Raw genomic sequence first — 23,082 nt, forward strand, 5'->3', positions numbered from 1 at the left:
GCCCACAACGCAGAAAGCCCGTCACGGGGACGGGCTTTCCGGAGGAGCAGCCGAGCGTGGGCTCGGCTCTACAGTTCAATGCGGGCGATCAGCCCAGCTTGACCAGCCAGCCGTGGCGGTCCGGCAGGCGGCCGTACTGGATGTCGGTCAGTTCCTTGCGCAGCGACATGGTCACTTCGCCGGCCGGCGCATCGATGTCACCCACCGAGAAGCCTTCGCCCTTCAGCTGGCCAATCGGGGTGACCACTGCAGCGGTACCGCAGGCAAACACTTCGGCGATCTCACCCGAGGTCACGCCCTGCTTCCACTCATCAATGGTGACCTTGCGCTCTTCGACCTTCATGCCACGGTCGCGGGCCAGCTGCAGGATGCTCTCGCGGGTGATGCCCTCAAGGATGCTGCCGGACAGTTCCGGCGTGACCAGCGTGCCGTCCTTGTAGACCAGGAACACGTTCATGCCGCCCAGTTCTTCCAGGTACTTGCCTTCGACCGGGTCCAGGAACAGCACCTGCGAGCAGCCCTGTGCCTGCGCCTTCTGCTGCGGCAGCAGCGAAGCGGCGTAGTTGCCACCACACTTGGCGGCACCGGTGCCGCCCTTGGCCGCACGCGCGTACTCGGTGGACAGCCAGATCGACACCGGGGCGACGCCCTTGGCGAAGTACGGGCCGGCCGGGCTGGCGATCACGTAGTAACCGGCCTTGTGCGCGCCGCGCACGCCGAGGAAGGCTTCGTCGCCGATCATGAACGGACGGAAGTACAGGCTCGACTCATCGGCCGACGGCACCCAGGCGCTGTCGACGGCGATCATCTGCTTCAGCGATTCGACGAAGATCTCCACCGGCAGTTCCGGCAGCGCCAGGCGCTGCGCCGAACGCTGCAGGCGACGGCCGTTGGCATCCGGGCGGAAGGTCCAGATCGAACCATCGGCATGGCGGTAGGCCTTGATGCCCTCGAAAATCTCCTGGCCGTAGTGCAGCACGGCCGCGGCCGGGTCCAGCTGCAGCGGACCATAGGCACGCACGTTGGCGTTGTGCCAGCCGGTGTCCTTGTCCCAGCGCACTTCCACCATGTGGTCGGTGAAGTGCAGGCCGAAGCCCGGCTTCTCCAGGATCTGGGCGCGCTCTTCAGCGCTGCGCGGGTGGTCCGAACGGGTGACGGCGAAGCTGGGAATGGACTGGGACACCGGAGATTTCCTGTTCTGGTTGCGGGTAATGCCGGGCCCGCGTCACTGCGGGCCGTGGGTCAAAGCATGCCGGTTTCGAGGCGCGCAGCCTCGGACATCATGTGCTGGTTCCACGGCGGATCGAAGACCAGCTCGACGTCGGCCTCGGCCACCGTCGGGATCATTTCAAGTTTGCTGCGCACGTCGTCGACCAGGATGTCGCCCATGCCGCACGCAGGCGCGGTCAGGGTCATCTTCACGTCGATCTCGCGCTGCCCTTCGTCCAGGTGCTTGATCTCCACCTCGTAGACCAGGCCCAGTTCGACGATGTTCACCGGAATTTCCGGATCGAAGCAGGTGCGCAGCTGCTGCCACACCAGTTGTTCGACCTGCTCGTCGCTGGCGTCGTCGGGCAGCTCCAGCGGTGCCGGCGCCTCCTTGCCGATGGCATCGCCATCCTTGCCGGCGATGCGGAACAGATTGCCCTCGACGAACACCGAATAACTGCCGCCCAGCGCCTGGGTGATGTACCCATAGCTGCCGGCGGGCAGGGTCACGGTGTCGCCCTGCGGGACCATCACGGCCTCGCAATCGCGTTCGAAGTGGACAGGTTCGCTGCTACGGGAATACATGGGGACCGATATGGGGCTGCGGCCGAAGCCACGCAAGACGGCATTCTAACGTAGGCGCCCCGCCCTCGCCGGTGCACTGCGGCAAACCACAGTATCCTGTGGGCGACCTTCAGGAGCCTCGATGTCCTCCAATGCCGCACGCGCCAGGACCGTTACCTGGCTCTGGCCCTTCATGTTGTTGCTGGCGCTGGCCACCGCCCCCCTCGCCTGGATGCTGATCGCCCTGTTCACCGGCCGTCCGGTCGGCTGGATGGCGGTACTGACTGCCCTGGAACTGGTGTTCATGCTGCGCTTGGGCACGCTTGGCCCCGGCAAGCTGCGCATCGCCCTGGTCGTGCTGGGCACGCTGCTGGTGGCCGCCATCGCGAACTGGGCCATCGCCAGCGCCTGGATGGGCGGCTCGATGGGCCTGAACCCGTGGGATGCCTCGCTGCGGATGGGTCCGCATCTGGCCTGGACGCTGGCAACCCTGGCCAATGGCGTGGTCGAGTGGGTATGGCTGGCAGTGGGTGTCGCCGTAGGCGCCTGGCTGGCACGTTGATCGCGCCTGTGATGCCCTGGTAGATCCACGCCACGCGTGGACGGGGGGGGATCTGGGGTCAGAGCCCTTTCCTGCGGAAAGGGATCCGACCCCAACCCTCAATGCCCGCCATCGAGCGCCTTCAGTTCGCTGACCAGCGACGCCGCCGCCTCGGCACCATCGCCGTACAGCATGCGCGTGTTGTCGGCGTAGAACAGCGCATTCTCGATCCCCGCAAAGCCGGTGCCCTTGCCGCGCTTGATCACCACCACGTTGCGCGCGTTGACCACGTCCAGCACCGGCATGCCGTAGATCGGACTGGCCGGATCGGTGCGCGCCACCGGATTGACCACGTCGTTGGCACCGATCACCAGCACCACGTCGGTGGTGGCGAATTCGGGATTGATGTCGTCCATGTCCGCGATCAGGTCGTAGGGCACACCCGCTTCGGCCAGCAGCACGTTCATGTGCCCGGGCATGCGCCCGGCCACCGGGTGGATGGCGAATTTGACCTTCACCCCGCGCGTGATCAACCGCTGCGCCAGCTCCCAGATCTTGTGCTGGGCCTGGGCCACGGCCATGCCATAGCCGGGCACGATCACCACACGTTCGGCAAAGCCCATCATCGCCGCCACGTCGGCAGCTTCGATGGGCTTCTGCGAACCGGAAATCGCCTGTGCTTCACCCCCGGCGCCACCGCCGAAATTGGAGAACAGCACGTTGCTGATCGGCCGGTTCATCGCCTTGGCCATCAACCGGGTCAGCAGGATGCCGGCTGCGCCGACCATCATGCCGGCAATGATCAACGCTTCGTTGCCCAGCACGTAGCCTTCGAAGGACACCGCCAGGCCGGTGAACGCGTTGTACAGCGAGATCACCACCGGCATGTCGGCGCCGCCGATCGGCAACGTCATCAACACGCCCAGCGCGAGCGCAAGCACGAAGAAGGCAACGATGGCCCAGGTGCTGAGCGTGCTGGCGGCGATGACGCCCAGCACCACCACGGCCAGCGCCACCAGCAGGTTCATCACCTGCTGGCCCGGCCAGGTCACGCGCTTGTCGAGGCGGCCATCAAGCTTGGCCCAGGCGATCACCGAGCCGGATAGGGATACCGCACCGATCGCTGCGCCGACCACGGCCAGCACCAGGACCGTGCCGGATGGCTGGCGCGCAGCCAGGTCGGCCAGCGCCTGCGCACTCCAGTGCGTGGTATCGCGATTGGCCAGGAAGGCATAGCGCAGCAGCTCCACCGCACCGATGGCCGCCGCCGAGCCACCGCCCATGCCGTTGTACAGCGCGACCATCTGCGGCATGTCGGTGACCGCGACCTTGCCCGCCGACCACCAGGCCAGGCCGGCACCCAGCAGCAGTGCCACCAGGATCAGCGGCACGTTGTGCAGTTCGGGCAGGAAGAAGGTCGCCACCGTGGCCAGCAGCATGCCCAGCCCCGCCCAGCGGATACCGCTGCTTGCGGTCACCGGCGAGGCCATGCGCTGCAGGCCGAGCAGGAACAGGGTGGCGGCAACCAGGTAGCTGGCCTTGACCAGCCAATCGAGCAGTTCGACGGTGCTGATGTTCAAGCCTGCGGCTCCTTCGGTTCATCGTTGCCGGTCTTGCGCGCGCTCGGCTTGAACATTTCCAGCATGCGCGCGGTGACCACATAGCCACCGGCTGCGTTGCCGGCGCCGAGCACCACGGCAAGGAACCCCAGGATCTTCTCCAGCGGTGTCTGCGCGTGCCCCAGCACCACCATCGCGCCGATCAGCACGATGCCATGGATGAAGTTGGAGCCCGACATCAACGGGGTATGCAGGATCACCGGGACCCGGGAAATGATCACGTGGCCGGCAATCGCGGCCAACATGAAGATGTACAGCGCCACGAACCCGTCACTCACCGGCAACGCTCCTGCTCTGTCTTCGTCGTCCCATCATAACCACGGGCTGAACCCTGCGCGCGTCCCGGTCAACCACGGCCGCGCTCACGCGTTGTCGATGGTGACCCCTGCCGAGGAACCGTACCCTGTGCTGGTGAGCAGCCCTGTCCCCTCAACCACCGAAGCCGACGCCGTTCCGGCCTCGCTGGAAGCGTTCCTGGCCAGCGTCGGGCCGCGCGCCTTCCGCTTCGCCGAGGCCGGCCTGCGCCAGCGTGATGACGCACTGGATGCGGTGCAGGACGCGCTGTTACGCATGCTGGACTACGCCGACAAGCCGGCAGCCGAGTGGGCGCCGTTGTTCTGGAGCATCCTGCGCCGGCGCGTGATCGACGTGCAGCGCCGTCGCCGCTTCCGCCTGCCGTTCTGGCGCGACAACCAGGACGCCGACGGTGGCGAGATCGACTGGGCCGATCCCGGCCCGGACCCTGCGCAGGCGCACGAGCAGCGCCAGCAGTACCAGCAGCTCGTGCAGGCATTGCGCGCGCTGCCCGCCCGCCAGCGCGAGGCCTTCACCCTGCGCGTGCTGCAGGACCTGGACGGCGCCACCACCGCCCGCGCCATGGGCTGCAGCGAGGGCGCGGTAAAGACCCATCTGGCGCGCGCTCGACAGGCGCTGCAGAATCAACTGGAGATGCACCTGTGAACCGCCCCCTGCCATCCGATGACGCCCTGCGCAGCCTGCACGCGCAGTCGTTGCAGGCGCTGTCGCCGGCCACGCTGGCACGCCTGCGTAGTGCCCGTCACAGCGCCAGAACGGCGCATACCGGGCGCTGGCGCTGGTGGCTGGCCAGCGCCTGTTCGCTGGTGATCGCGCTGGGCATCGGTGTCCAGTTCGTCGGCCCGGGCGAGCATCAGGGCGGTACCACCGCGCCGGTCGTGGCCGCAGAAGAAGACAATGGCGTGCTGTACGACGAGAATCCCGATCTGTACCTGTGGCTGGGCGACAACGACCTGGCGATGGAGTGAACCATGTTGCGATACCCCTCCCTGCCCCTGCTGATCGCCCTGACCCTGTTGCCGGCTGCTTCGGCACTGGCGCAGTCCGCTGCACCGACGCCTGCCGCGCGGCCGGCACCCGCGGCCGTGCCGCTGCCAAACTGGGAACAGCTGAGCCCGGCCCAGCGCGACGCACTATTGGCGCCGCTGCGTGATCGCTGGAATGGCGCCGATCCCGCGCAGCGCCAGCGCATGCTGTCGCACGGGCAGCGCTGGCAGTCGATGAGCCCGGAAGAACGCGACAAAGCCCGCCGCGGCCTGCGCCGCTTCGAACACATGAGCCCGGAGCAGCGTGAGCAGGCCCGAGCGCTGTTCGGCCAGATGCGTGACCTCAGCCCGGCCCAGCGCGATGCCATGCGCGAGCGCTGGTCGCAGATGACGCCGGAACAGCGCAAGGACTGGGTGCGCGACAACCCGCCGCCGGCCAAGCCACGGTAATCCGCGATCCGCGGGCGAGACCGGGGGTCAGATCCCTTTGCCGCAGGCAAAGGAATCTGACCCCATGCCGATCACGCCTGCCAGCGGGTCTTGGCCAGCAGCTCGTCTTCCCAGTCGAAACCAAGCTGGCCTTCGCGCACGAACAGGGCGACGAAGTTCATCAGGTTGCGCGCATACATCTCGCTGGCCTGGGTCGCACCCAGGCTGGCCAGGCCCAGCGGGCCGTCGATGGTCACGCCCTGATGCTCGATACATTCGCCGGCCTGGGTCAGTTCGCAGTTGCCTCCACTCTCGGCGGCCAGATCGACGATCACGCTGCCTGCAGCCATACCTTCGACCATCGTAGCGGTGACGATCGTCGGCGCCCGGCGTCCCGGCACGGCCGCAGTGCAGACCACCACGTCCACGCTGCGCAGATGGTCGCCCAGGCGCCGCTGCTGTTCAGCGCGCTCGTCATCGGTCAACGCCCGCGCATAACCACCCTCGCCCACCGCGCTTACCCCGAGGTCGAGGAAGCGCGCACCGAGCGACTGGATCTGCTCGCGGGTTTCCGGGCGCACGTCGAACCCCTCCACCTGCGCGCCCAGGCGGCGTGAGGTGGCAATGGCCTGCAGGCCGGCGACACCGGCGCCGATCACCAGCACCTTGGCGGGACGCACGGTGCCGGCCGCCGTGGTCAGCATCGGAAAGAAACGCGGCGCGCGTTCGGCAGCGATCAACGCCGCCTTGTAGCCGGCCATGCCCGCCTGCGAACTGAGTACGTCCATCGCCTGCGCGCGCGTGGTGCGCGGCAACTGTTGCAGCGGGAACAGGTGCAGGCGGTCATCCGAAGCCAATGCAGCCAACGCCGGGTCGGCCGCCGGGGTCAGCAGGCCGACCACACTCGCGCCCGGCTTGAGCTGGGCCAGCACCTCGGCGGGTGGCGCCTGCACGCACAGCAGGATATCGATCTCGGCCCAATGGGCGGCGTCGAAGGCGCGGGCACCTGCGTCGTCGTAGGCGGCATCGGTGAAGCCGGCGGCCTGACCTGCACCGGGCTGGTACCACACGGTAATGCCCAACGCAGCGAGCTTGCGCGCCGTCTCCGGCGTGAGCGCAACGCGCCGTTCGCCCGGCGCAGTCTCCTTGATCCCCAGCAACACCACGGCCATGCAGATTCCCGCTGATCGGTGAGTGTGTCCGATCCTAGCAGGCGTACGCGGCTCAGTGCAGCGTCGCACCACCCGGGTCGAGGCGGTCGAGCACGCCCTGCATGGCGCTGTCGAAGGCGCCATCGTCGATGTGGGGACGCAAGCGACCCAGCCGCACCATCACCGCCAGTTCCTCGGGCGAGGCCACGCAGAAGCGCACGCCACGACGGTTGACGAACAGCAGGCGTGCGGAAATCGGGCTGATCCAGGACAGCTTGCCCGCCTGTACCTTGCCGTCCTTGTCGACGAAGTCCAGCCAGTTGCCGATCTCCATCCCGCGGAAGCGATCGGCATCGGCGTTGTCGAAATCGTCGGTATTGAAGGTACTACCCAGCTCCACTGCCGGCGTTTCCGGTGCCGGCGGTGCAGGCAGCACCACCTGTGGCAGTTCCGGCAACGCGCGCTCCAGCTCCGGTCGCGATTCGGCGATGCCCTGCAGCGTGTCGTGCAGTGCATCGACGGCTGCGGTGGCTGCGTCGCCATGCACGCCGACGCTGGCAAACACCTTGGCCAGCAGCGGATGCCAGGCCTGCAGCCACGGCTTGCCGACGATCTGCCGGCGGGCCTCGGCCACTTCCTCCAGCAGACCATCGGCCAGGGTCAGCGCCTCGGCCACCGAGGCACCCTCCTCACCTTCGCGCAGCAGCGCCAGGGTCAGGTGGTGCTGCCAGGGCTGGCGCAGGAATTCGGCGATCGCCGTCGGCAGGGTGGCATCGCCGATGCGGCGATCCAGCTCGGCGCCGGCACGGGTACGGGCCATTTCCAGTTTTTCCTGGCCGCGCTGGGTCTCGGCGGCCCGACGCTCTGCGATTTCCACGCGACGTCGGTGCTGTACCAGGAAATCGCGGAATTCTTCTTCCAGGGTCAGGAAGATCGCCAGGTTCTCGTTGAACTCGGCGACCAGCCGCTCGATGATCTCTTCCACCTTGGCCATCAGCATGCGCTCGGCCTGGCTTTCGCCGGTGTTGCCCTCGCAGGCCTCGGCCAGCGAGTTGAGCAGTTTGCGCGCCGGGTGGGTCTTCTGCACGAACATGCGGCGATCCAGCATCGCCACCTTCACGAACGGAACCACCAGGCGGCCGATCAGCTCACGCGAGCGGCCTTCCAGTTCACGCTCATCGAGCATCACGTCGAACAGCATGCCGACCAGGTCGATGGCATCCTCATCCTGCGCATCCAGCCGGGTCTGGCCCGGGTCGACACCCAGCCGGGTGGCGCTGGACAGCACTTCGCTCTTCAAGCGCTGCGCCAATGACTCGCCGTCCTCGCCGATCGCCGCACGCAGGGTTGCGCTGGGCGTGGCCTGCAGCAGCGACAGCACCGACATCATCTCGCGCTGGCTCAACGGGCGATGCTGGCCGACCGCGACCTGCGCGGCAGAGGTTGCGTCCTCGCGCACGTGGCGGGTCTGCTGCAGCAGTTCGTGCAGCGCTTCCAGCAGCATGCCCTGCTGACCGGAATAGGCTTCACCGGACGGGCTCTCTTCGCCACCCGCGTGTTGCTGCATGTGGCCACGACGCTCCGACCAGCGCGCGGCAAATCGCTGCGCCCAGGCCGGTGCAGCCTGTTCGTCGTCATTGAATTCGTTGTCAAAACCCGGCGCCGTGCGCTGCTCGACCAGATCGTCCAGGCCATGCGGAACGTGCTGCGTTGGGGCCGGCGCCAGTGGTCGGCGCGGGGCACCCATCTGCGACATCACCCCAGCCGCGGCCAAGTGCTCGTCCAGCTTTTCGTAGATGCGGCCCACGGGCGCGCGCATGTCGCGCTCGCACAGCTTGATCAGCACCAGGTGTACTTCAGGGGCCAGCTCACAGCCGGCGAAGGCTTCGTGGATGGCCACGCCCAGATGCTCGGGGCTGATCGGGTTGCGGTCGGCATCGAGGTCGATACCGCCGCCCAGCCAACCCAGGCGACGGTCGAGCCGCGCCAGCACCGGCTTGAAGTCGCGCAGCAGCACGGTGGCGAAGTTGCGCACCGCCAACCGCGATTCCAGTACATGTTCCGGCACCAGGCTCAGGCCGTCCTGGGCCTGTCCGGACAGGGTCAGCTCGGCAGAGACGGGCTCGCCCGCAGCCAGGCCGGCCCAGGCATGGCCGAGATGGCCGGCGAAGGCACCGGCAATCTCCTCACGGCGGCGGCGCAGCTCGCGCATCGCGTCCAGGAACAGCAACTGCGACGAGCCGGCATTGCCGGCACGGTCGAACAGGGCATCATCGAAGCGGGCCAGTGCCGCGCCAAAGGCCTGGCACAACGCCGGCAGGACGATGTCCCGGGCAAGCTGGAGCTGGGCCGGGTCACGGCCCGGCGATCCCATCGGAGTGGGCGCGCTCATCATTCGGGAAGGCTCCCCACCTTCTCTGGTGCGACAGACATCATGGACATCGCGACGGCCGGTACACCCCATGCACCGGTCCCTCGATGGTAGGCCGGCCAGCCCATCACGGACAGTGAAACAGTCCTCACTTCAAACCTCATGAACGGCGGCCCGGCAATATTACGTATCGTAAGCCGTGCAGGGCCTGCGAGGCGAGGGGAAGCGGGGCTCCGTGATCCGCCAGTGGCATGATGTTCATCACAGTTTGCTATTCAGAGGTCTGACGCGACACAAACGGCGTCATCTACCTCCCCGACTATAATCAGCGACCCGTGATGACCGGTTCAGACTCCATGCCCGACCCTGCTGCCCTGCTTGCCCTGGATGCCCGCCGCTCGGTGCCCTCGCGGCAACTGGGCGAGCCCGGACCGGACCCGGCCACCCTGCAGCGGATGCTGACCTCGGCGGTGCGCGTGCCCGACCACGGCAAGCGCGTACCGTTCCGCTTCCTGAAGATCGCCGGCGATGCGCGTCACACTCTGGGCGACTTCCTGGCCGCGCGCAGCCGCCAGCGCGACCCGCATGCCGGTGACGCCGTGTTCGAGAAGGACCGCCAGCGCTTCAGCCACGCACCGCTGGTGATCGTGGTGGTAGCCAGCCCCCGCCCGGACCCGAAGGTGCCCGCACAGGAACAGCTGATGACCGCCGGCTGCGTGTGCTTTGCCCTGTTGCAGGCGGCACAGGCGCTGGGCTTCGGCGCGCAGTGGCTGACCGCATGGATGGCCTTCGATCCCGCCGTGCACGCCCATCTGGGGTTGGCCGAGGGCGAAGGCATTGCCGGTTTCATCCACATCGGCACGCCCAAGGCCGAGGTGCCCGAGCGCGAGCGCCCGGACCCGATGGCGCTGCTGCGTGACTGGACCCCGCCGGCATGAGCCTGCCGGCACCGCCTCCGCTGTACCTGGTCGACGCCAGCATCTACGTGTTCCGCGCCTGGCATTCGCTGCCGGACGAGTTCCAGGACAGCCAGGGCTGGCCGACCAACGCCGTGCATGGTTTCGCCCGTTTCCTGCTGGACCTGCTTGAGCGCGAACGCCCCCGGCACATCGCCATCGCCTTCGACGAAGCATTGGACAGCGGCTTCCGCCACCGCCTGTACCCGGCCTACAAGGCCAACCGGGACCCGGCGCCGGAAGCACTCAAGCGCCAGTTCGTGCACTGCAAGGCATTGTGCGCAGCGCTCGGCCTGGCGGTGCTGGCCCATCATGATTACGAAGCCGACGACCTGATCGGCAGCGCCCTGCATGGCCACCGCAACAGCCATCGCGGCGTGATCATTTCCGCCGACAAGGACCTGTCGCAGTTGCTGCTCGATCATGACGAACAGTGGGACTACGCACGCAACCAGCGCTGGGACGTGGCCGGGGTAAAGGCCAAGCACGGCGTGCACGCGCACCAGATCGCCGACTACCTGGCGCTATGCGGCGATGCGGTCGACAACATTCCGGGCATCAGCGGTGTCGGCGCCAAGTCGGCGGCCGTGCTGCTGGCCCATTTCGGCAGCATGGACGTGCTGTACGAACGCCTCGACGAAGTGCCGTTCCTGCGCCTGCGCGGCGCGGCCCAGATGGCAGTGCGCCTGCGTGAGCAGCGCGAGCACGCCCAGCTCTGGCGACAGCTGACCACCATCGCCCTGAACGCGCCACTGGAAGGCTGCCAGCCCGGCATGCCGCGCCAGGCGGCCGATCCGGAGCTGCTCGGCGGCCTGTGCCAGACCCTGCGCTTTGGACCCATGACCCGTCGCCGGCTGTTCAACGCCGCCGGCATTTCCGACCCCGTCCCCACTTCCAGCGAGCCCGCATGAGCCAGCGCAACACCGAAGCACCGCGTGTCGTCTACGAAGGCAAGTACCAGCGCATGGTCGTGCGCGGCAGCTGGGAGTACAGCGAACGCACCCACGCCGGCGGCCTGGCCGCGATCATCATTGCCGTCACCCCCGAGGACAAGGTGCTGTTCGTCGAACAGTTCCGCGTGCCGCTGCAGGCACCGACCATCGAGATGCCGGCCGGGCTGGTTGGCGACATCGATGCGGGTGAGTCCATCGAAGTTTCAGCGGTACGCGAACTGGAAGAGGAAACCGGCTGGACCGCCGAGCACGCCGAAGTGCTGATGATCGGCCCCACCTCCTCCGGTGCCAGCAGCGAGAAGATCGCCTTCGTCCGTGCCACCGGCCTCCGTCGCATCGGCGAAGGCGGCGGCGACGAGAGCGAGGACATCACCGTGCATGAAGTGCCGCGTACGCAGGCGGCCGCCTGGCTGGTGCAGAAAATGGCCGAAGGCTATGAAGCCGATGCCAAGCTGTGGGCCGGCCTGTGGATGATCGAGCACCACCTGGACGGCCGCCCCCGTGGCTGATGCCGGCCTGCACGCACTGCCGCCGCTGCTGGGCGCCGACGATCCGGCGATCTTCAGCGTGCACCGCGCGCAGGGGGCCTCGCCGTACCTGCTGCTGGCCGATCATGCCGGCCAGCGGGTGCCGCGCGCGCTGGCAGACCTTGGATTGCCGCAGACCGAACTGGACCGGCATATCGGCTGGGACATCGGCATCGGCGGCACCACCCGTGCACTGGCCGAGCGGCTGGATGCGTGGGCGATCGAGCAGACCTATTCGCGGCTGCTGATCGACTGCAACCGCCCGCTGGTTTCGCCCACGCTGATCCCCGAGGTCAGCGACCACACCCTGGTGCCGGGCAATGCCGGGCTGTCGCCCGCGCAGCGGCAGCAGCGCATCGATGCGATCCACGCGCCCTACCATGCGCGCATCGATGCCGAACTGGATGCGCGCCGCGATGCGGCACGGCCGACACTGCTGGTGATGATGCACAGCTTCACCCCGGTGATGAACGGCGCTGTGCGTCCGTGGCATGCCGGCGTGCTGTACCACCAGGACACGCGCTTTGCCCACGCCTTGCTGCAGGCGCTGCGCGATGAAGGCGATCTGGTGGTGGGCGACAACGAACCGTATTCGGTCAACAGCAGCAGCGACTACGCGGTGCCGGTGCATGGCGAAGGCCGCGGTCTGGTGCATGTGGAACTGGAGATCCGCCAGGACCTGATTGCCGATGAAGCCGGGCAGCAGGCGTGGGCGGAGCGGTTGGAGCGTATCTTCAGTGCGTTGCAGCCGCAGTTGTTGGCGTTCGGATGATCCCATCCACGCATGGCGTGGATCTACCCGGGTTCGGTACATCCACGTGTGGTGTGGATCTGCCCGGGATCGGTAGTGCCGGCCGCTGGCCGGCAACCTCAGGGTAGTTGGATCATTGCAGTTGCCGGCCAGCGGCCGGCACTACCGCAGCACAGGCGCATCCATCCACGGGAACGGCTTGTAACCGCGAACCTGCAGCGGTACGCCGATGCCGGCGAAATCATCCTTGATCGCCTGTGCTCGGCGCCGATCCAGCATCTCCCCCAGCACCAGCGGCAGCGCGCGGCAACGTGCCAGCGCTTCGCCTACCGGAATGTCGAGCAGGTGCGCCACGTGCTGTGCCACAGCCTTGATCTGTTCATCCGCACAGCCCTCCAGCGTCAACCCGAACGTGGCGAAGATGCCGGGCCCGACACCGGCTGCTCGCGCAACGGCCTGCTCGGCAGCACCCGCCTCGCCCAGTGCTTCATCGACACCGTCCACCTGCAGGAAGGCGTCGTACTCGACGTAGTACGCCAACGCTTCGGCGTAATCGTGCAGGGAAGAAAGCGGACGCTGGCGCTTCTGCACATCCAGTACGTCAGCGAACGTGGCCGGTTCTAGGTAGGTCGTCAGACCCAGCGCCTGCGCGGCCTCGGGCACCTCGCCGTCATCATCGAATGCAGTGTCTTCATCCGCCGGCAACCAGAAGCGCGCCGCCAGCAGATCGTCATCGGTGGCATGCACCCAACCGAATGACGCCCACACGTCGTGGTCGTCATTGCATGCGGCAAACGCCTCCAGCGTCTGGCGAAGATCAAGCAGTGCAATCATGCGTCGTTGGGCAGTGCGTCGGCGGAGCTGCAGTCTACCCGTGCCGGACGCAGGCCCAGCGCGATGACCACGCCGAGCGCAGCGAACAGCGCGGCACCGTACTGTGCATTGACCATGCCCTGCAGGGCATCAGCACTGGTTGCCGCCTGCGTGCCGCGCGCGGCGTTGGCCACCATCACCAGCACCGCCAGGCCGAGCGCACCACCGATCTGCTGTGCGGTGGCGGCCATGCCGGACGCTACGCCCTGCTGCGGCCCCGGCACGCCTTGCCCGGCCACGATCCACATCGCCGTCCAGCTCATGCCCTGGCCCACGCTGAGCACCACGATGCCCGGCAGCAGCGGCCAGTAGCTGGCGCCGTGCGGCATCGCCAGCGCCACCGCGGCGATGCCCACGGCACCCGCCGCGAAGCCCCAGGCCAGCACCTGCCGTGGCGAACGACGCTGCAGCATGCGTTCTGCAATGCGAATGCCGAAGGTGCAGACCAGTGTCGGCAGCAGGAAGGCCATGCCGGCCTGCAGCGGGCTCCAGCCGTAGCCATCCTGGAAATACAGCGCCAGGAAGTAGTACTGCACGCCATAGCTGCTCATGAACGCGAAGGTCAGGCCGAGTGCTGCACGCAGGCCAGGCAGGCGCAGCAGCGCGAACTGCATCAGCGGGTCACGGCTGCGCTTTTCGATCTGCACGAACACTGTCAGCAGTACCGCTGAAAGCAGCAGGCAGATGAGCGTGGCCGGCGCGGTCCAGCCCCACTCCGGCCCCTGCACCAGGGTGGTGACCAGCAGGCTGCCGCCGGCGGTGACGGTGAGGCAACCGGCCAGGTCGAAGGAACGGCCGCGCACGCGCGGGCCATCGGCCGGCAGCCACGCGCCCGCGGCAACCGCACAGGCGGTCGCCAGTGGCACGATCACCGCCAGCACCGCCGGCCAGCCGAACGCCTGGGTCAGCACACCACCCAGCAACGTGCCCAGCGCCAGGCCCGCCGCACTGGCCATGCTCCAGATCGCCAGCGCACGGTTGCGCACCGGACCTTCCGCATAGAGCGTGTTTATCAACGCCAGGGTCGCCGGGAACAGCAGCGCTGCACCGATGCCCTGCACCGCACGCGCCACGATCAGCAGCGTGGCATTGGGCGCCAGCGCGCCCAGCAGCGAGGCAAGCGCGAACAGCAGCATGCCCAGCCGATAGAAGCGGCGGCGGCCCAGCAGATCAGCCGCCCGCCCGCCCAGCAGCAGGCTGCCGCCGAACGCCACGGTGTAGGCGCTGACCACCCACTGCAGTTGCTGCGCATTGATCTGCAGCGCGCGGCCCATGTCGTGCAGGGCCACGAAAATGATGGTGGCGTCCAGGGCGATGATCAGCTGCGCGGTGGCCAGCAGGGTCAGCGCCCAGCGCGGGTATTTCAGGGGAGGCATGCGGCGCCCGGTGCGGAGGGGGGACGGCAGTCTCATTGATGCGATCAAATCAATAAACCCCCTGGCGGCTATATCTGTCATGATTTTTGGCATGAATGGACCTTCGATGGACCTCAACGCGGTGCGTATGCTGGTGCAGGTGGCCGAAGCACGCAGCTTCACCGTGGCCGCCGGCCAGCTCGGCCTGAGCCAGTCCGGGCTGTCACGCGCGATCGGCCGGCTGGAAGCCTCGCTGGGGGTGAAGCTGCTGCAGCGGAACACACGCAATGTCGCGCTGACCCCGGATGGCCAGCAGTTCGTCGAGCAGGTGGGGCCGTTGCTGTGCGGGATGGAGGACGCCGAGCGGCTGCTGGCCGACCGTCCCTGCACGCCCTCGGGCGTGCTGAAGATCAGCGCACCTTCGATGTTCGGGCGCAAAGTGTTGGTGCCATTGCTGGGGCCGTTGCTGCAACGGCATCCGCAGCTGCAGGTGGAGGCCGTGCTCAGCGACCGCCTGGTGGATCTGGTGGAGGAAGGCTTCGATGCGGCGTTGCGCACCGGCACCATCGCCGACCAGCGCATGGTGGCGCGTTCGTTGAAGCCACTGCGCTGGGTGACCGTGGCCAGCCCGGCCTACCTGGCCGCGCAGGGTGAGCCGGCCGACGTGGCGGCATTGCAGGACCATGCCTGCCTGGCGGTACGCAACCTGCGCAGCGGCCGTCTGGTGGACTGGCAGTTTCTGCAGGACGGGCAGCTGCGCGAGGTCATGCCGCCGACGCGGATGGTGTTCGACTGCGGCGATCCGCTGGTGGAAGCAGCCATCGCCGGCATCGGCATCGTGCAGGTGATGGATTTCGCGGTGGCCGATGCGTTGGCCGATGGCCGCCTGCAGCGCGTGCTGCAGCCGTTCGAAGGCCGCAGCCGCGCGTTGTCGTTGATCTATCCGCCGTCGCGCCAGCATTCACCGAAGCTGCAGGTGCTGGCCGACGCGTTGTTGGCCGGGGATTGGTAGATCCACGCCATGCGTGGATGCGGTTCAAACACAGGAGCAGCCAGGCATGGCCTGGCTCTACTGGTAAGGCGTTGCCGGCCAGCGGCCGGCACTACCAAGACCAGATCAGGCGAAGCTATCGGTGGCGCGCACCAGCGCGTCGACGTTCTCGGCTTCGAACGCCGAATGCCCCGAGGCCGGGGTAATCTCCAGCTTCGCCTTCGGCCACACCTTGGTCAGGTCCCAAGCGTTGGCCAGCGGGCAGACCACGTCGTAGCGGCCGTGCACGATCACGCCCGGAATGTCGGCGATGCGGTGCGCGTCGCGCAGCAGCTGGTCTTCCACTTCGAAGAAACCGCCGTTGACGAAGTAGTGGTTTTCGATGCGGGCGAACGCCAGCGCGAAGTGCGGGTCTTCATGGCTGTTGATGAAGTCATCGTCCACATGCAGGAAGCTGGTCGCGCCTTCCCACACCGCCCAGGCCTTGGCCGCATCCAAGCGCGTTGCTTCGTCTTCGCTGGTCAGGCGGCGATGGAAGGCAGAGATCAGATCGTGGCGCTCCACCGCCGGAATCGGCTTGAGGTAGTGCTCCCACGCATCCGGGAACAGGCGGTTGGCGCCTTCCTGGTAGAACCATTCCAGTTCCCAGCGGCGCAGCATGAAGATGCCGCGCAGCACCAGTTCGGTCACGCGCTGCGGATGGGTTTCGGCATAGGCCAGCGCCAGGGTCGAGCCCCAGCTGCCACCGAATACCTGCCAGCGATCGACCTTCAGGTGCTCGCGCAGCGTCTCGATGTCGGCCACCAGGTCCCAGGTGGTGTTATCCACCAGATCGGCGTGCGGGGTGGAACGACCGGCGCCGCGCTGGTCGAACAGGATGATGCGGTACTTGGCCGGGTCGTGGAACTGGCGCATCTTGTCGCTGCAGCCGCCGCCCGGCCCACCATGCAGCATCACCACCGGCTTGCCGTCCGGGTTGCCGCACTGTTCGAAGTACAGCGTGTGGCGGTCGTCGACCTTCAGGGTGCCGACGTCGTAAGGGGTGATGGCGGGGTACAGCGTACGCATGCTTGCAGCTCCGTGGTGGTGCCCTGCCCTTGGCAGGAGAACCCCCATTCTAGGCCGGTCGCCGGCCCAGGGTGACCCGGTCGCGCTGCTCCAGGTCCTGCACGGTCTGCACGTCGCTGTAGCCGGCCTGCTCGAACAGCGCGCGGATGGCATTCCCCTGGTCCCAGCCGTGCTCGATCAGCAGCCAGCCGCCGGGCTGCAGATGGTCGCCGCCACCGGCCACGATGCGGCGGATGTCGTCCAGCCCATCAACGCCGGAGGCCAGTGCAGTGGCCGGCTCGAAGCGCAGGTCGCCTTGTTCCAGGTGCGGGTCGTCGCTGGCGATATAGGGCGGATTGCTGGCGATCAGATCGAAGCGTTCGCCACGCAGCGGCGCATACCAGTCGTCGCCCCCTTCGGCAAAACGCACGTTGCCCAGCGCGTGGCGCGCGGCGTTGCGGGCCGCCACCGCCAGCGCTGCGGCACTGGCGTCGGTGGCCAGCACCTGCGCCTGCGGCCGTTCGCTGGCCAGGGCCAGCGCAATGGCGCCGCTGCCGGTACCGAGGTCGGCCAGCTGCAGCGCGCGGTCCGGTGGCAGGCGATCCAGCGCCAGTTCCACCAGCAGTTCGGTCTCCGGCCGCGGAATCAGGGTGGCCGGGTCCACCTCCAGGTCCAGTGTCCAGAAACCACGACGGCCGGTCAGGTAAGCCACCGGCTCGCCCGCGAGGCGACGACCCAGCAGGGCCTCGAAAGCGGCCTTCTCGGCGGCCGGCAGCGGATCGGTGGCATGCGCGAACAACCAGCTGCGTGGCCGCTTCAGCACATGCAGCAGCAGCAGCTCGGCTTCGTGGCGGGCCTCGGCCCCCGGCAGGCGGGCACTGGCGTCTGCCACGACCTGGCGCAGGGACGGTTCGGAATCGGCGGACATGGCAGGCACGGCACAGGCGTCGGGGCCGCAATTGTAGGGTGTGGAGACCGTTCAGGTTCGCGGGGACGGGATAAGGGCGGGCTATCGACCCGTTTCCGCAGCCAATGGCGATTTCCCTTGTCATACAGCGGGTTGCAGGATGCGGCTGGTCTGATTCATTGCAGGCTCAGCACCATTCAATAGACTTCATCTATCAAATAGATGTAATCAATGCATTGTCCTTATCGAAACGGAACCAGTAACCTAGGTCCTGTCGATTCACCCACTCCCCTTCACCCAGAGGAAAAACGATGTCCCTGATCAACACCCAGATCCAGCCGTTCGAAGCCAACGCTTACCTGAATGGCGAGTTCATCAAGGTCTCCGACAGCACCCTGAAGGGCCAGTGGTCGGTCCTGATCTTCATGCCGGCAGCCTTCACCTTCAACTGCCCGACCGAGATCGAAGACGCCGCTGACCATTACGCCGAGTTCAAGAAGGCCGGCGCCGAGGTCTACATCGTCACCACCGACACCCACTTCTCGCACAAGGTCTGGCACGAAACCTCGCCGGCCGTCGGCAAGGCCCAGTTCCCGCTGGTCGGCGACCCGACCCACCAGCTGACCCGTGCCTTCGGCGTGCACATCGAAGAAGAAGGCCTGGCCCTGCGCGGCACCTTCATCATCAACCCGGAAGGCGTGATCAAGACCCTGGAGATCCACTCCAACGAGATCGCCCGTGACGTCTCCGAGACCCTGCGCAAGCTGAAGGCTGCCCAGTTCACCGCCGCCAACCCGAACCAGGTGTGCCCGGCCAAGTGGAAGGAAGGCGAGAAGACCCTGACCCCGTCGCTGGACCTGGTCGGCAAGATCTAAAGCAGTACCCGCAGTACCGGCCTGCCGCAGCCCCACGCTGCGGCGCGCCCTTCATCCCCGTGCCGGTCCCCCCGCCGGCGTGGGGGTGAACCCAAGACAGCCAACGCGCGCCAGCCTTGGCCAGCCAGCCCCTTCCACGGTGTCGCTGTCTTGGGTTCACCCCTACCCCTCGCTGGTCCGCTACCTTCTACAGCGGTGCCACGCCCCCGTTTTGCCTGAAGCCAGGAGAAGACCATGTTGGACGCCAACCTGCAGTCGCAGCTGAAGACCTATCTGGAGCGCGTGACCCGCCCGATCCAGATCACCGCGCATGCCGACGACGGTGCCAAGTCGCAGGAGATGCTGGACCTGCTGCAGACCCTGGAAAGCCTGTCGGACAAGATCTCGCTGCAGGTGCTGCGCGATGGCCAGGGCCGCGTGCCGTCCTTCGACCTGGGCACGCCGGGCCAGGACATCCACCTGACCTTCGCCGGCCTGCCGATGGGCCACGAGTTCACCTCGCTGGTGCTGGCACTGCTGCAGGTCGGCGGGCATCCGTCCAAGGCCACCGCCGAGCTGATCGAACAGGTGCAGAACCTGGAAGGCGACTACAGGTTTGAAACCTATTTCTCGCTGTCCTGCCAGAACTGCCCGGACGTGGTGCAGGCGCTGAACCTGGCTGCCGTGCTCAACCCGCGCATCCAGCACGTGGCCATCGACGGCGCCCTGTTCCAGGAGGAAGTCGAGCAGCGCGAGATCATGTCGGTGCCGACCGTGTACCTCAATGGCGCCGTGTTCGACCAGGGCCGCATGACGCTGGAGCAGATCGTGGCCAAGCTGGACACCAACGCCAGCAAGCGTGATGCCGAGAAGATCGGCGCCAAGGACGCCTTCGACGTGCTGGTGGTCGGCGGTGGTCCGGCCGGCGCCGCAGCGGCGATCTACGCCGCGCGCAAGGGCATCCGCACCGGCATCGCCGCCGAGCGTTTCGGTGGCCAGGTGCTGGACACCATGGCGATCGAGAACTTCATTTCGGTGAAGGAGACCGAAGGCCCGAAGCTGGCCGCTGCGCTGGAGCAGCACGTGCGCGAATACGAAGTCGACATCATGGACCTGCAGCGCGCCAGTGCGCTGGTGCCGGCCGGTGAAGACGGCCTGGTGCAGGTGCAGCTGGAAAACGGCGCGGTGCTGAAGTCGCGCTCGGTGATCCTGTCCACCGGCGCCCGCTGGCGGCAGATGAACGTGCCCGGCGAAGACCAGTACCGCAACAAGGGCGTGGCGTACTGCCCGCACTGCGATGGCCCACTGTTCAAGGGCAAGCGCGTGGCGGTGATCGGCGGTGGCAATTCCGGCGTTGAAGCTGCCATCGACCTGGCCGGCATCGTGTCGCATGTGACCCTGCTGGAATTCGATTCCAGCCTGCGTGCCGACGAAGTGCTGCAGAAGAAGCTGCGCAGCCTGGCCAACGTCACCGTGCTGACCAGCGCGCAGACCACCGAAGTGCTGGGCGACGGCAGCCGCGTCACCGGCCTGGTCTACAAGGACCGTGTCGGCGGCGATTCGCATCGCGTTGAACTGGAAGGCATCTTCGTGCAGATCGGCCTGCTGCCGAACACCGAATGGCTGAAGGACACCGTGGCCCTTTCGCCGCGTGGCGAGATCGTCATCGATGACCGCGGGCAGACCAATCTGCCGGGCGTGTTCGCCGCGGGTGATTGCACGACGGTACCCTACAAGCAGATCATCATCGCGATGGGCGCCGGTTCGACCGCCGCACTGAGCGCTTTCGATCACCTGATCCGCTCCTCGGTTCCCAAGAGCAGCGGCGCGGTGGCCGAAGCGGCCTGATCCAACGTTCCCAGGCCATCGGGAGCACCATCAACCGGCGGGGCAACGCCCTGCCGGTGCAGTACCCCGAGAGGTCTGAGGATGAACCTGCGTGACCTGAAATACCTGGTGGCCCTGGCCGATCACAAGCACTTCGGCCGGGCCGCCGCCTCCTGCTTCGTCAGCCAGCCGACGCTGTCGACCCAGATCCGCAAGCTGGAAGAGGAACTGGGCCTGCCACTGGTGGAACGTGCGCCGCGCAAGGTGATGCTGACCCCCGCCGGCCACGAAGCGGCCGCGCGGGCACGGGTGATCGTGGCCGAAGTGGAGCAGTTGAAGGAAGCGGCGCGACGCAGCCGCGATCCCGAAGCGGGTACGGTGCGCCTGGGGATCTTCCCGACCCTGGGCCCGTACCTGCTGCCACATGTGATTCCGCGCATCCGCAGCCGCTTCCCCGAGCTGGAACTGCTGCTGGTGGAAGAAAAGAGCGATGTGCTGCTGGAGCGCCTGCGCGAGGGCAAGCTCGACGCCGCGCTGTTGGCACTGCCGGTGATCGACGACCAGCTGCATGCCGAATTCCTGTTCGAGGAGCCGTTCCTGCTGGCCGTGTCCGGCCGCCATCCGCTGGCCACGCGCGAGCATCTGGACGTGCAGGAACTGGCCACGCAGAAACTGCTACTGCTGGAAGACGGCCACTGCCTGCGTGACCAGGCGCTGGAAGTCTGTCGCCTGTTCGGCGCCAATGAAAAATCCGAATTCCGCGCCACCAGCCTGGAAACGCTGCGACAGATGGTCGCCGCCGACGTTGGCATCACCCTGCTGCCCAGCCTGTCGGTACAGCCGCCGGTGCCGCGCTCGAACAACATCCGCCTGATCGACTTCGTCGGCGAGGGCCGTCCCAGCCGTCGCATCGCCATGATCTGGCGCCGCAGCTCGGCGATGAACGAGTTCCTGATGGAGCTGGCCGAACAGTTCAAGCGCCTGCCCGATGCGCTGTTTACGCTGGAGGCGTTGGCCCCGGTAAACGGCGATGCTGCCACCCCGCCCACGCCGGTGCTGAACGGCTGAGACACGGCAGCCGGGCCTCGAAACCGCCGGGAGTCGATTCCGGCCGCATTTGTCCCCACAATACAGTCAGGCGGCGCCAGCAGGTGCCGCCTTTTGCATGGCTTTCAACCAAGGAGCGTCACCATGAACACCGCCAGCGGCCTGCCGCCGTCGATCACCGTTTCCACCCTCGACATGGACCGCCTGGACGCCATGCTCGAATCTCCGGCAAACAGCCAGACGCCGGCCGCGCGTGCGCTTGCCGACGAACTCAACCGGGCGACCGTGTTGCCGCCAGACCAGATTCCCGAAGGCATCGTCATGATGCATTCGCGCGTGGAGTGCGAAGATGAAGTGTCGGGCGAGAAACATGTCCTGACCCTGGTCTTCCCCCGCGAAGCCAATGTCGATGAAGGCAAGGTGTCCGTGCTGGCGCCCGTCGGCAGCGCCCTGCTTGGCCTGGCCGTGGGCCAGAGCATCGACTGGACCGCGCCCGGCGGCCGCAAGCTGCGGCTGCGCGTGAGCGCCGTCCACAACGACCGTCCCTGACCTGCGCTGCGTACCGCGCGCGATCAGTTTCCCTGCAATCCCCGCACCAGGAGCCGTAATGAGTACCCCGTCCAAACTGTCCCAGCTGCGCGAACTGTCCGTGGTCGTTGCCGATACCGGTGACTACGAGGCGATCAAGCGCCTGCAGCCGGTGGACTGCACCACCAATCCGACCCTGGTGAAGAAGGCGCTGGACCTGCCGGTCTATGCGGAACTGATCGAACGCGAACTGGCCTGGGGCCGCCAGCAGAGCGGTGACCGCGAGACCGTGGTGCACGCCGTGGCCGACCGCCTGACCATCGGCGTCGGCGCGCTGCTGAGCACGCTGGTACCGGGCCGCGTGTCCACCGAAGTGGACGCCGACCAGGCCCACGACACCGCCGCGACCGTGGCCAAGGCCCGCCAGTTCATCCAGATGTACGCTGATGCCGGCGTGCCGCGCGAGAAGATCCTGATCAAGATCGCCGCGACCTGGGAAGGCGTGGAAGCCGCGCGCGTGCTGCAGGCCGAAGGCATCGACTGCAACCTGACCCTGATCTTCAACCCGACCCAGGCGCTGGCCTGCAGCGAAGCGGGTGCGTTCCTGATCTCGCCGTTCGTCGGCCGCATTCTCGACTGGTACGTGGCCAACGGCCAGACCCCGGCGAACATCGACGAAGACCCGGGCGTGGTGTTCGTGCGTGGCGTGTATGCCGAATTCAAGCGCCGCGGTTCGCCGACCGTGGTGATGGGCGCCTCGTTCCGTTCGACCGCGCAGATCGAAGCGCTGGCCGGCTGCGACCGCCTGACCATTTCGCCGGACCTGCTGGAGAAGCTGGACGCCGACCACGGCGCGCTGCCGCGCAAGCTGGTGGCGGGTGCCGCTGAAGCGATGCAGGTGACGCCGATCGACGCGGCGACGTTCGCTGCCGACCTGGCGGCCGATCCGATGGCGACCGAGAAGCTGGCGACGGGTATCGATGCATTCGCCAAGGATCTGGAAGCACTGCGTCAGCGGATTCGCGAGGCACTGTGATTCCGGCCAACGGCTGAGCCCCTCGTGGCGGGTCGCTCAGAGCAAAAGCCGTGCTTGGCCGGGCGGGTTGGGTACGCGGGAGACGCCGTGAATCCGTCCCTGGAGGCTTGGCCGCCGCATCCATGCGGCGGACACTCCCGCGTACCCAGCCCTCCCGACCTCTGACAGTTTCCTGCGGCGGTCCGCCACGGAAGAAAGAAAAGAAGAGCAAACGCGGGTCGCGCGCTACGCGTGCTCACAAACAA

General features: G+C 67.2%; 24 protein-coding genes. 14 read left to right on the forward strand and 10 right to left on the reverse strand.

Annotated features, from left to right (window positions below):
• Positions 1-88 precede the first annotated feature (88 nt).
• Together ACQ5SA_RS08985 and sufT are read right to left on the reverse strand one after the other, a co-directional pair.
• Complete coding sequence (locus tag ACQ5SA_RS08985; RefSeq protein WP_100463132.1) at positions 89-1,183, reverse strand: branched-chain amino acid aminotransferase; 1,095 nt, start codon at positions 1,181-1,183, stop codon at positions 89-91.
• A gap of 59 nt (positions 1,184-1,242) precedes the next feature.
• Positions 1,243-1,794, reverse strand: coding sequence for a putative Fe-S cluster assembly protein SufT (sufT, locus tag ACQ5SA_RS08990; protein WP_025877975.1), 552 nt, complete (start codon positions 1,792-1,794; stop codon positions 1,243-1,245).
• A gap of 121 nt (positions 1,795-1,915) precedes the next feature.
• On the opposite strand from sufT, the gene ACQ5SA_RS08995 reads away from it, so the two are divergent.
• Positions 1,916-2,335 (forward strand): hypothetical protein, encoded by a 420-nt coding sequence (locus tag ACQ5SA_RS08995; RefSeq protein ID WP_499314029.1) that lies wholly within the window; start codon positions 1,916-1,918, stop codon positions 2,333-2,335.
• Between the two features lie 98 nt (positions 2,336-2,433).
• Here the strand turns inward: ACQ5SA_RS08995 and ACQ5SA_RS09000 are convergent, their stop codons facing one another.
• Complete coding sequence (locus ACQ5SA_RS09000) at positions 2,434-3,894, reverse strand: NAD(P)(+) transhydrogenase (Re/Si-specific) subunit beta (RefSeq protein ID WP_499314030.1); 1,461 nt, start codon at positions 3,892-3,894, stop codon at positions 2,434-2,436.
• A complete protein-coding gene (locus ACQ5SA_RS09005; protein WP_353100219.1) occupies positions 3,891-4,211 on the reverse strand; it encodes an NAD(P) transhydrogenase subunit alpha part 2 in 321 nt (106 codons plus the stop codon). Before ACQ5SA_RS09005 ends, ACQ5SA_RS09000 begins: the two co-directional genes overlap by 4 nt.
• Positions 4,212-4,308: 97 nt before the next feature.
• Between ACQ5SA_RS09005 and ACQ5SA_RS09010 the strand changes: the two genes are divergently transcribed.
• The 3 genes from ACQ5SA_RS09010 to ACQ5SA_RS09020 are packed head-to-tail and all read left to right on the forward strand — an operon-like array spanning position 4,309 to position 5,684.
• Positions 4,309-4,893: an RNA polymerase sigma factor gene (locus ACQ5SA_RS09010; RefSeq protein ID WP_353100218.1), complete on the forward strand. Its 585-nt coding sequence runs from the start codon at positions 4,309-4,311 to the stop codon at positions 4,891-4,893.
• Positions 4,890-5,216 carry a hypothetical protein gene (locus tag ACQ5SA_RS09015; RefSeq protein WP_499314031.1) on the forward strand — a complete coding sequence of 109 codons (327 nt, stop codon included), beginning with the start codon at positions 4,890-4,892 and terminating at the stop codon, positions 5,214-5,216. The genes ACQ5SA_RS09010 and ACQ5SA_RS09015 overlap by 4 nt, the downstream gene beginning before the upstream one ends.
• Before the next feature lie 3 nt (positions 5,217-5,219).
• Entirely contained in the window at positions 5,220-5,684 is a 465-nt protein-coding gene (locus ACQ5SA_RS09020; RefSeq protein WP_499314032.1) for a DUF3106 domain-containing protein, read from the forward strand.
• 71 nt (positions 5,685-5,755) lie between these two features.
• On the opposite strand, the gene ACQ5SA_RS09025 is transcribed toward ACQ5SA_RS09020, so the two are convergent.
• Positions 5,756-6,835: an NAD(P) transhydrogenase subunit alpha gene (locus tag ACQ5SA_RS09025; RefSeq protein WP_499314033.1), complete on the reverse strand. Its 1,080-nt coding sequence runs from the start codon at positions 6,833-6,835 to the stop codon at positions 5,756-5,758.
• A gap of 52 nt (positions 6,836-6,887) precedes the next feature.
• On the reverse strand, positions 6,888-9,209 hold the full coding sequence (gene pacR, locus ACQ5SA_RS09030; RefSeq protein WP_499314034.1) for a PacR family protein: 2,322 nt from the start codon (positions 9,207-9,209) through the stop codon (positions 6,888-6,890).
• Positions 9,210-9,541: 332 nt separating this feature from the next.
• Between pacR and ACQ5SA_RS09035 the strand changes: the two genes are divergently transcribed.
• Genes ACQ5SA_RS09035 through ACQ5SA_RS09050 form a run of 4 tightly spaced genes read left to right on the forward strand, consistent with a single transcriptional unit; the run spans position 9,542 to position 12,393 of the window.
• A complete protein-coding gene (locus ACQ5SA_RS09035; protein ID WP_499314035.1) occupies positions 9,542-10,123 on the forward strand; it encodes a nitroreductase family protein in 582 nt (193 codons plus the stop codon).
• On the forward strand, positions 10,120-11,052 hold the full coding sequence (locus ACQ5SA_RS09040; RefSeq protein WP_499314036.1) for a 5'-3' exonuclease: 933 nt from the start codon (positions 10,120-10,122) through the stop codon (positions 11,050-11,052). The genes ACQ5SA_RS09035 and ACQ5SA_RS09040 overlap by 4 nt, the downstream gene beginning before the upstream one ends.
• On the forward strand, positions 11,049-11,603 hold the full coding sequence (locus ACQ5SA_RS09045) for an NUDIX hydrolase (RefSeq protein ID WP_049463930.1): 555 nt from the start codon (positions 11,049-11,051) through the stop codon (positions 11,601-11,603). Before ACQ5SA_RS09040 ends, ACQ5SA_RS09045 begins: the two co-directional genes overlap by 4 nt.
• Positions 11,596-12,393, forward strand: coding sequence for an N-formylglutamate amidohydrolase (locus tag ACQ5SA_RS09050; protein WP_499314037.1), 798 nt, complete (start codon positions 11,596-11,598; stop codon positions 12,391-12,393). The genes ACQ5SA_RS09045 and ACQ5SA_RS09050 overlap by 8 nt, the downstream gene beginning before the upstream one ends.
• Positions 12,394-12,534: 141 nt before the next feature.
• On the opposite strand, the gene ACQ5SA_RS09055 is transcribed toward ACQ5SA_RS09050, so the two are convergent.
• The gene (locus tag ACQ5SA_RS09055; RefSeq protein WP_499314038.1) at positions 12,535-13,206 is read right to left on the reverse strand and encodes a DUF7716 domain-containing protein; all 672 of its coding nucleotides are present in this window, start codon (positions 13,204-13,206) and stop codon (positions 12,535-12,537) included.
• Complete coding sequence (locus ACQ5SA_RS09060) at positions 13,203-14,621, reverse strand: MFS transporter (RefSeq protein WP_499314039.1); 1,419 nt, start codon at positions 14,619-14,621, stop codon at positions 13,203-13,205. Before ACQ5SA_RS09060 ends, ACQ5SA_RS09055 begins: the two co-directional genes overlap by 4 nt.
• Positions 14,622-14,727: 106 nt before the next feature.
• On the opposite strand from ACQ5SA_RS09060, the gene ACQ5SA_RS09065 reads away from it, so the two are divergent.
• The gene (locus ACQ5SA_RS09065) at positions 14,728-15,612 is read left to right on the forward strand and encodes a LysR family transcriptional regulator (RefSeq protein WP_499314243.1); all 885 of its coding nucleotides are present in this window, start codon (positions 14,728-14,730) and stop codon (positions 15,610-15,612) included.
• Between the two features lie 105 nt (positions 15,613-15,717).
• Here the strand turns inward: ACQ5SA_RS09065 and pip are convergent, their stop codons facing one another.
• Positions 15,718-16,659, reverse strand: coding sequence for a prolyl aminopeptidase (gene pip, locus ACQ5SA_RS09070; protein WP_230112927.1), 942 nt, complete (start codon positions 16,657-16,659; stop codon positions 15,718-15,720).
• A 49-nt stretch (positions 16,660-16,708) separates the two neighbouring features.
• Positions 16,709-17,566 carry a peptide chain release factor N(5)-glutamine methyltransferase gene (gene prmC / locus ACQ5SA_RS09075; protein WP_499314040.1) on the reverse strand — a complete coding sequence of 286 codons (858 nt, stop codon included), beginning with the start codon at positions 17,564-17,566 and terminating at the stop codon, positions 16,709-16,711.
• A gap of 290 nt (positions 17,567-17,856) precedes the next feature.
• Between prmC and ahpC the strand changes: the two genes are divergently transcribed.
• The 5 genes from ahpC (at position 17,857) to ACQ5SA_RS09100 (ending at position 22,837) form a co-directional block, all read left to right on the forward strand.
• Complete coding sequence (ahpC, locus tag ACQ5SA_RS09080; RefSeq protein ID WP_025877950.1) at positions 17,857-18,420, forward strand: alkyl hydroperoxide reductase subunit C; 564 nt, start codon at positions 17,857-17,859, stop codon at positions 18,418-18,420.
• A 234-nt stretch (positions 18,421-18,654) separates the two neighbouring features.
• Positions 18,655-20,247, forward strand: a complete 1,593-nt coding sequence (ahpF, locus tag ACQ5SA_RS09085) for an alkyl hydroperoxide reductase subunit F (protein WP_499314041.1) — start codon at positions 18,655-18,657, stop codon at positions 20,245-20,247.
• Between the two features lie 81 nt (positions 20,248-20,328).
• Complete coding sequence (locus tag ACQ5SA_RS09090) at positions 20,329-21,294, forward strand: LysR substrate-binding domain-containing protein (RefSeq protein WP_499314042.1); 966 nt, start codon at positions 20,329-20,331, stop codon at positions 21,292-21,294.
• Between the two features lie 123 nt (positions 21,295-21,417).
• Positions 21,418-21,822, forward strand: coding sequence for a nucleoside diphosphate kinase regulator (gene rnk / locus ACQ5SA_RS09095; RefSeq protein ID WP_089238903.1), 405 nt, complete (start codon positions 21,418-21,420; stop codon positions 21,820-21,822).
• Between the two features lie 58 nt (positions 21,823-21,880).
• The gene (locus ACQ5SA_RS09100) at positions 21,881-22,837 is read left to right on the forward strand and encodes a transaldolase (RefSeq protein ID WP_499314043.1); all 957 of its coding nucleotides are present in this window, start codon (positions 21,881-21,883) and stop codon (positions 22,835-22,837) included.
• Positions 22,838-23,082 lie beyond the last annotated feature (245 nt).

This window comes from Stenotrophomonas indicatrix (assembly GCF_050573115.1).
Classification (GTDB): Bacteria; Pseudomonadota; Gammaproteobacteria; order Xanthomonadales; family Xanthomonadaceae; genus Stenotrophomonas; species Stenotrophomonas lactitubi_A.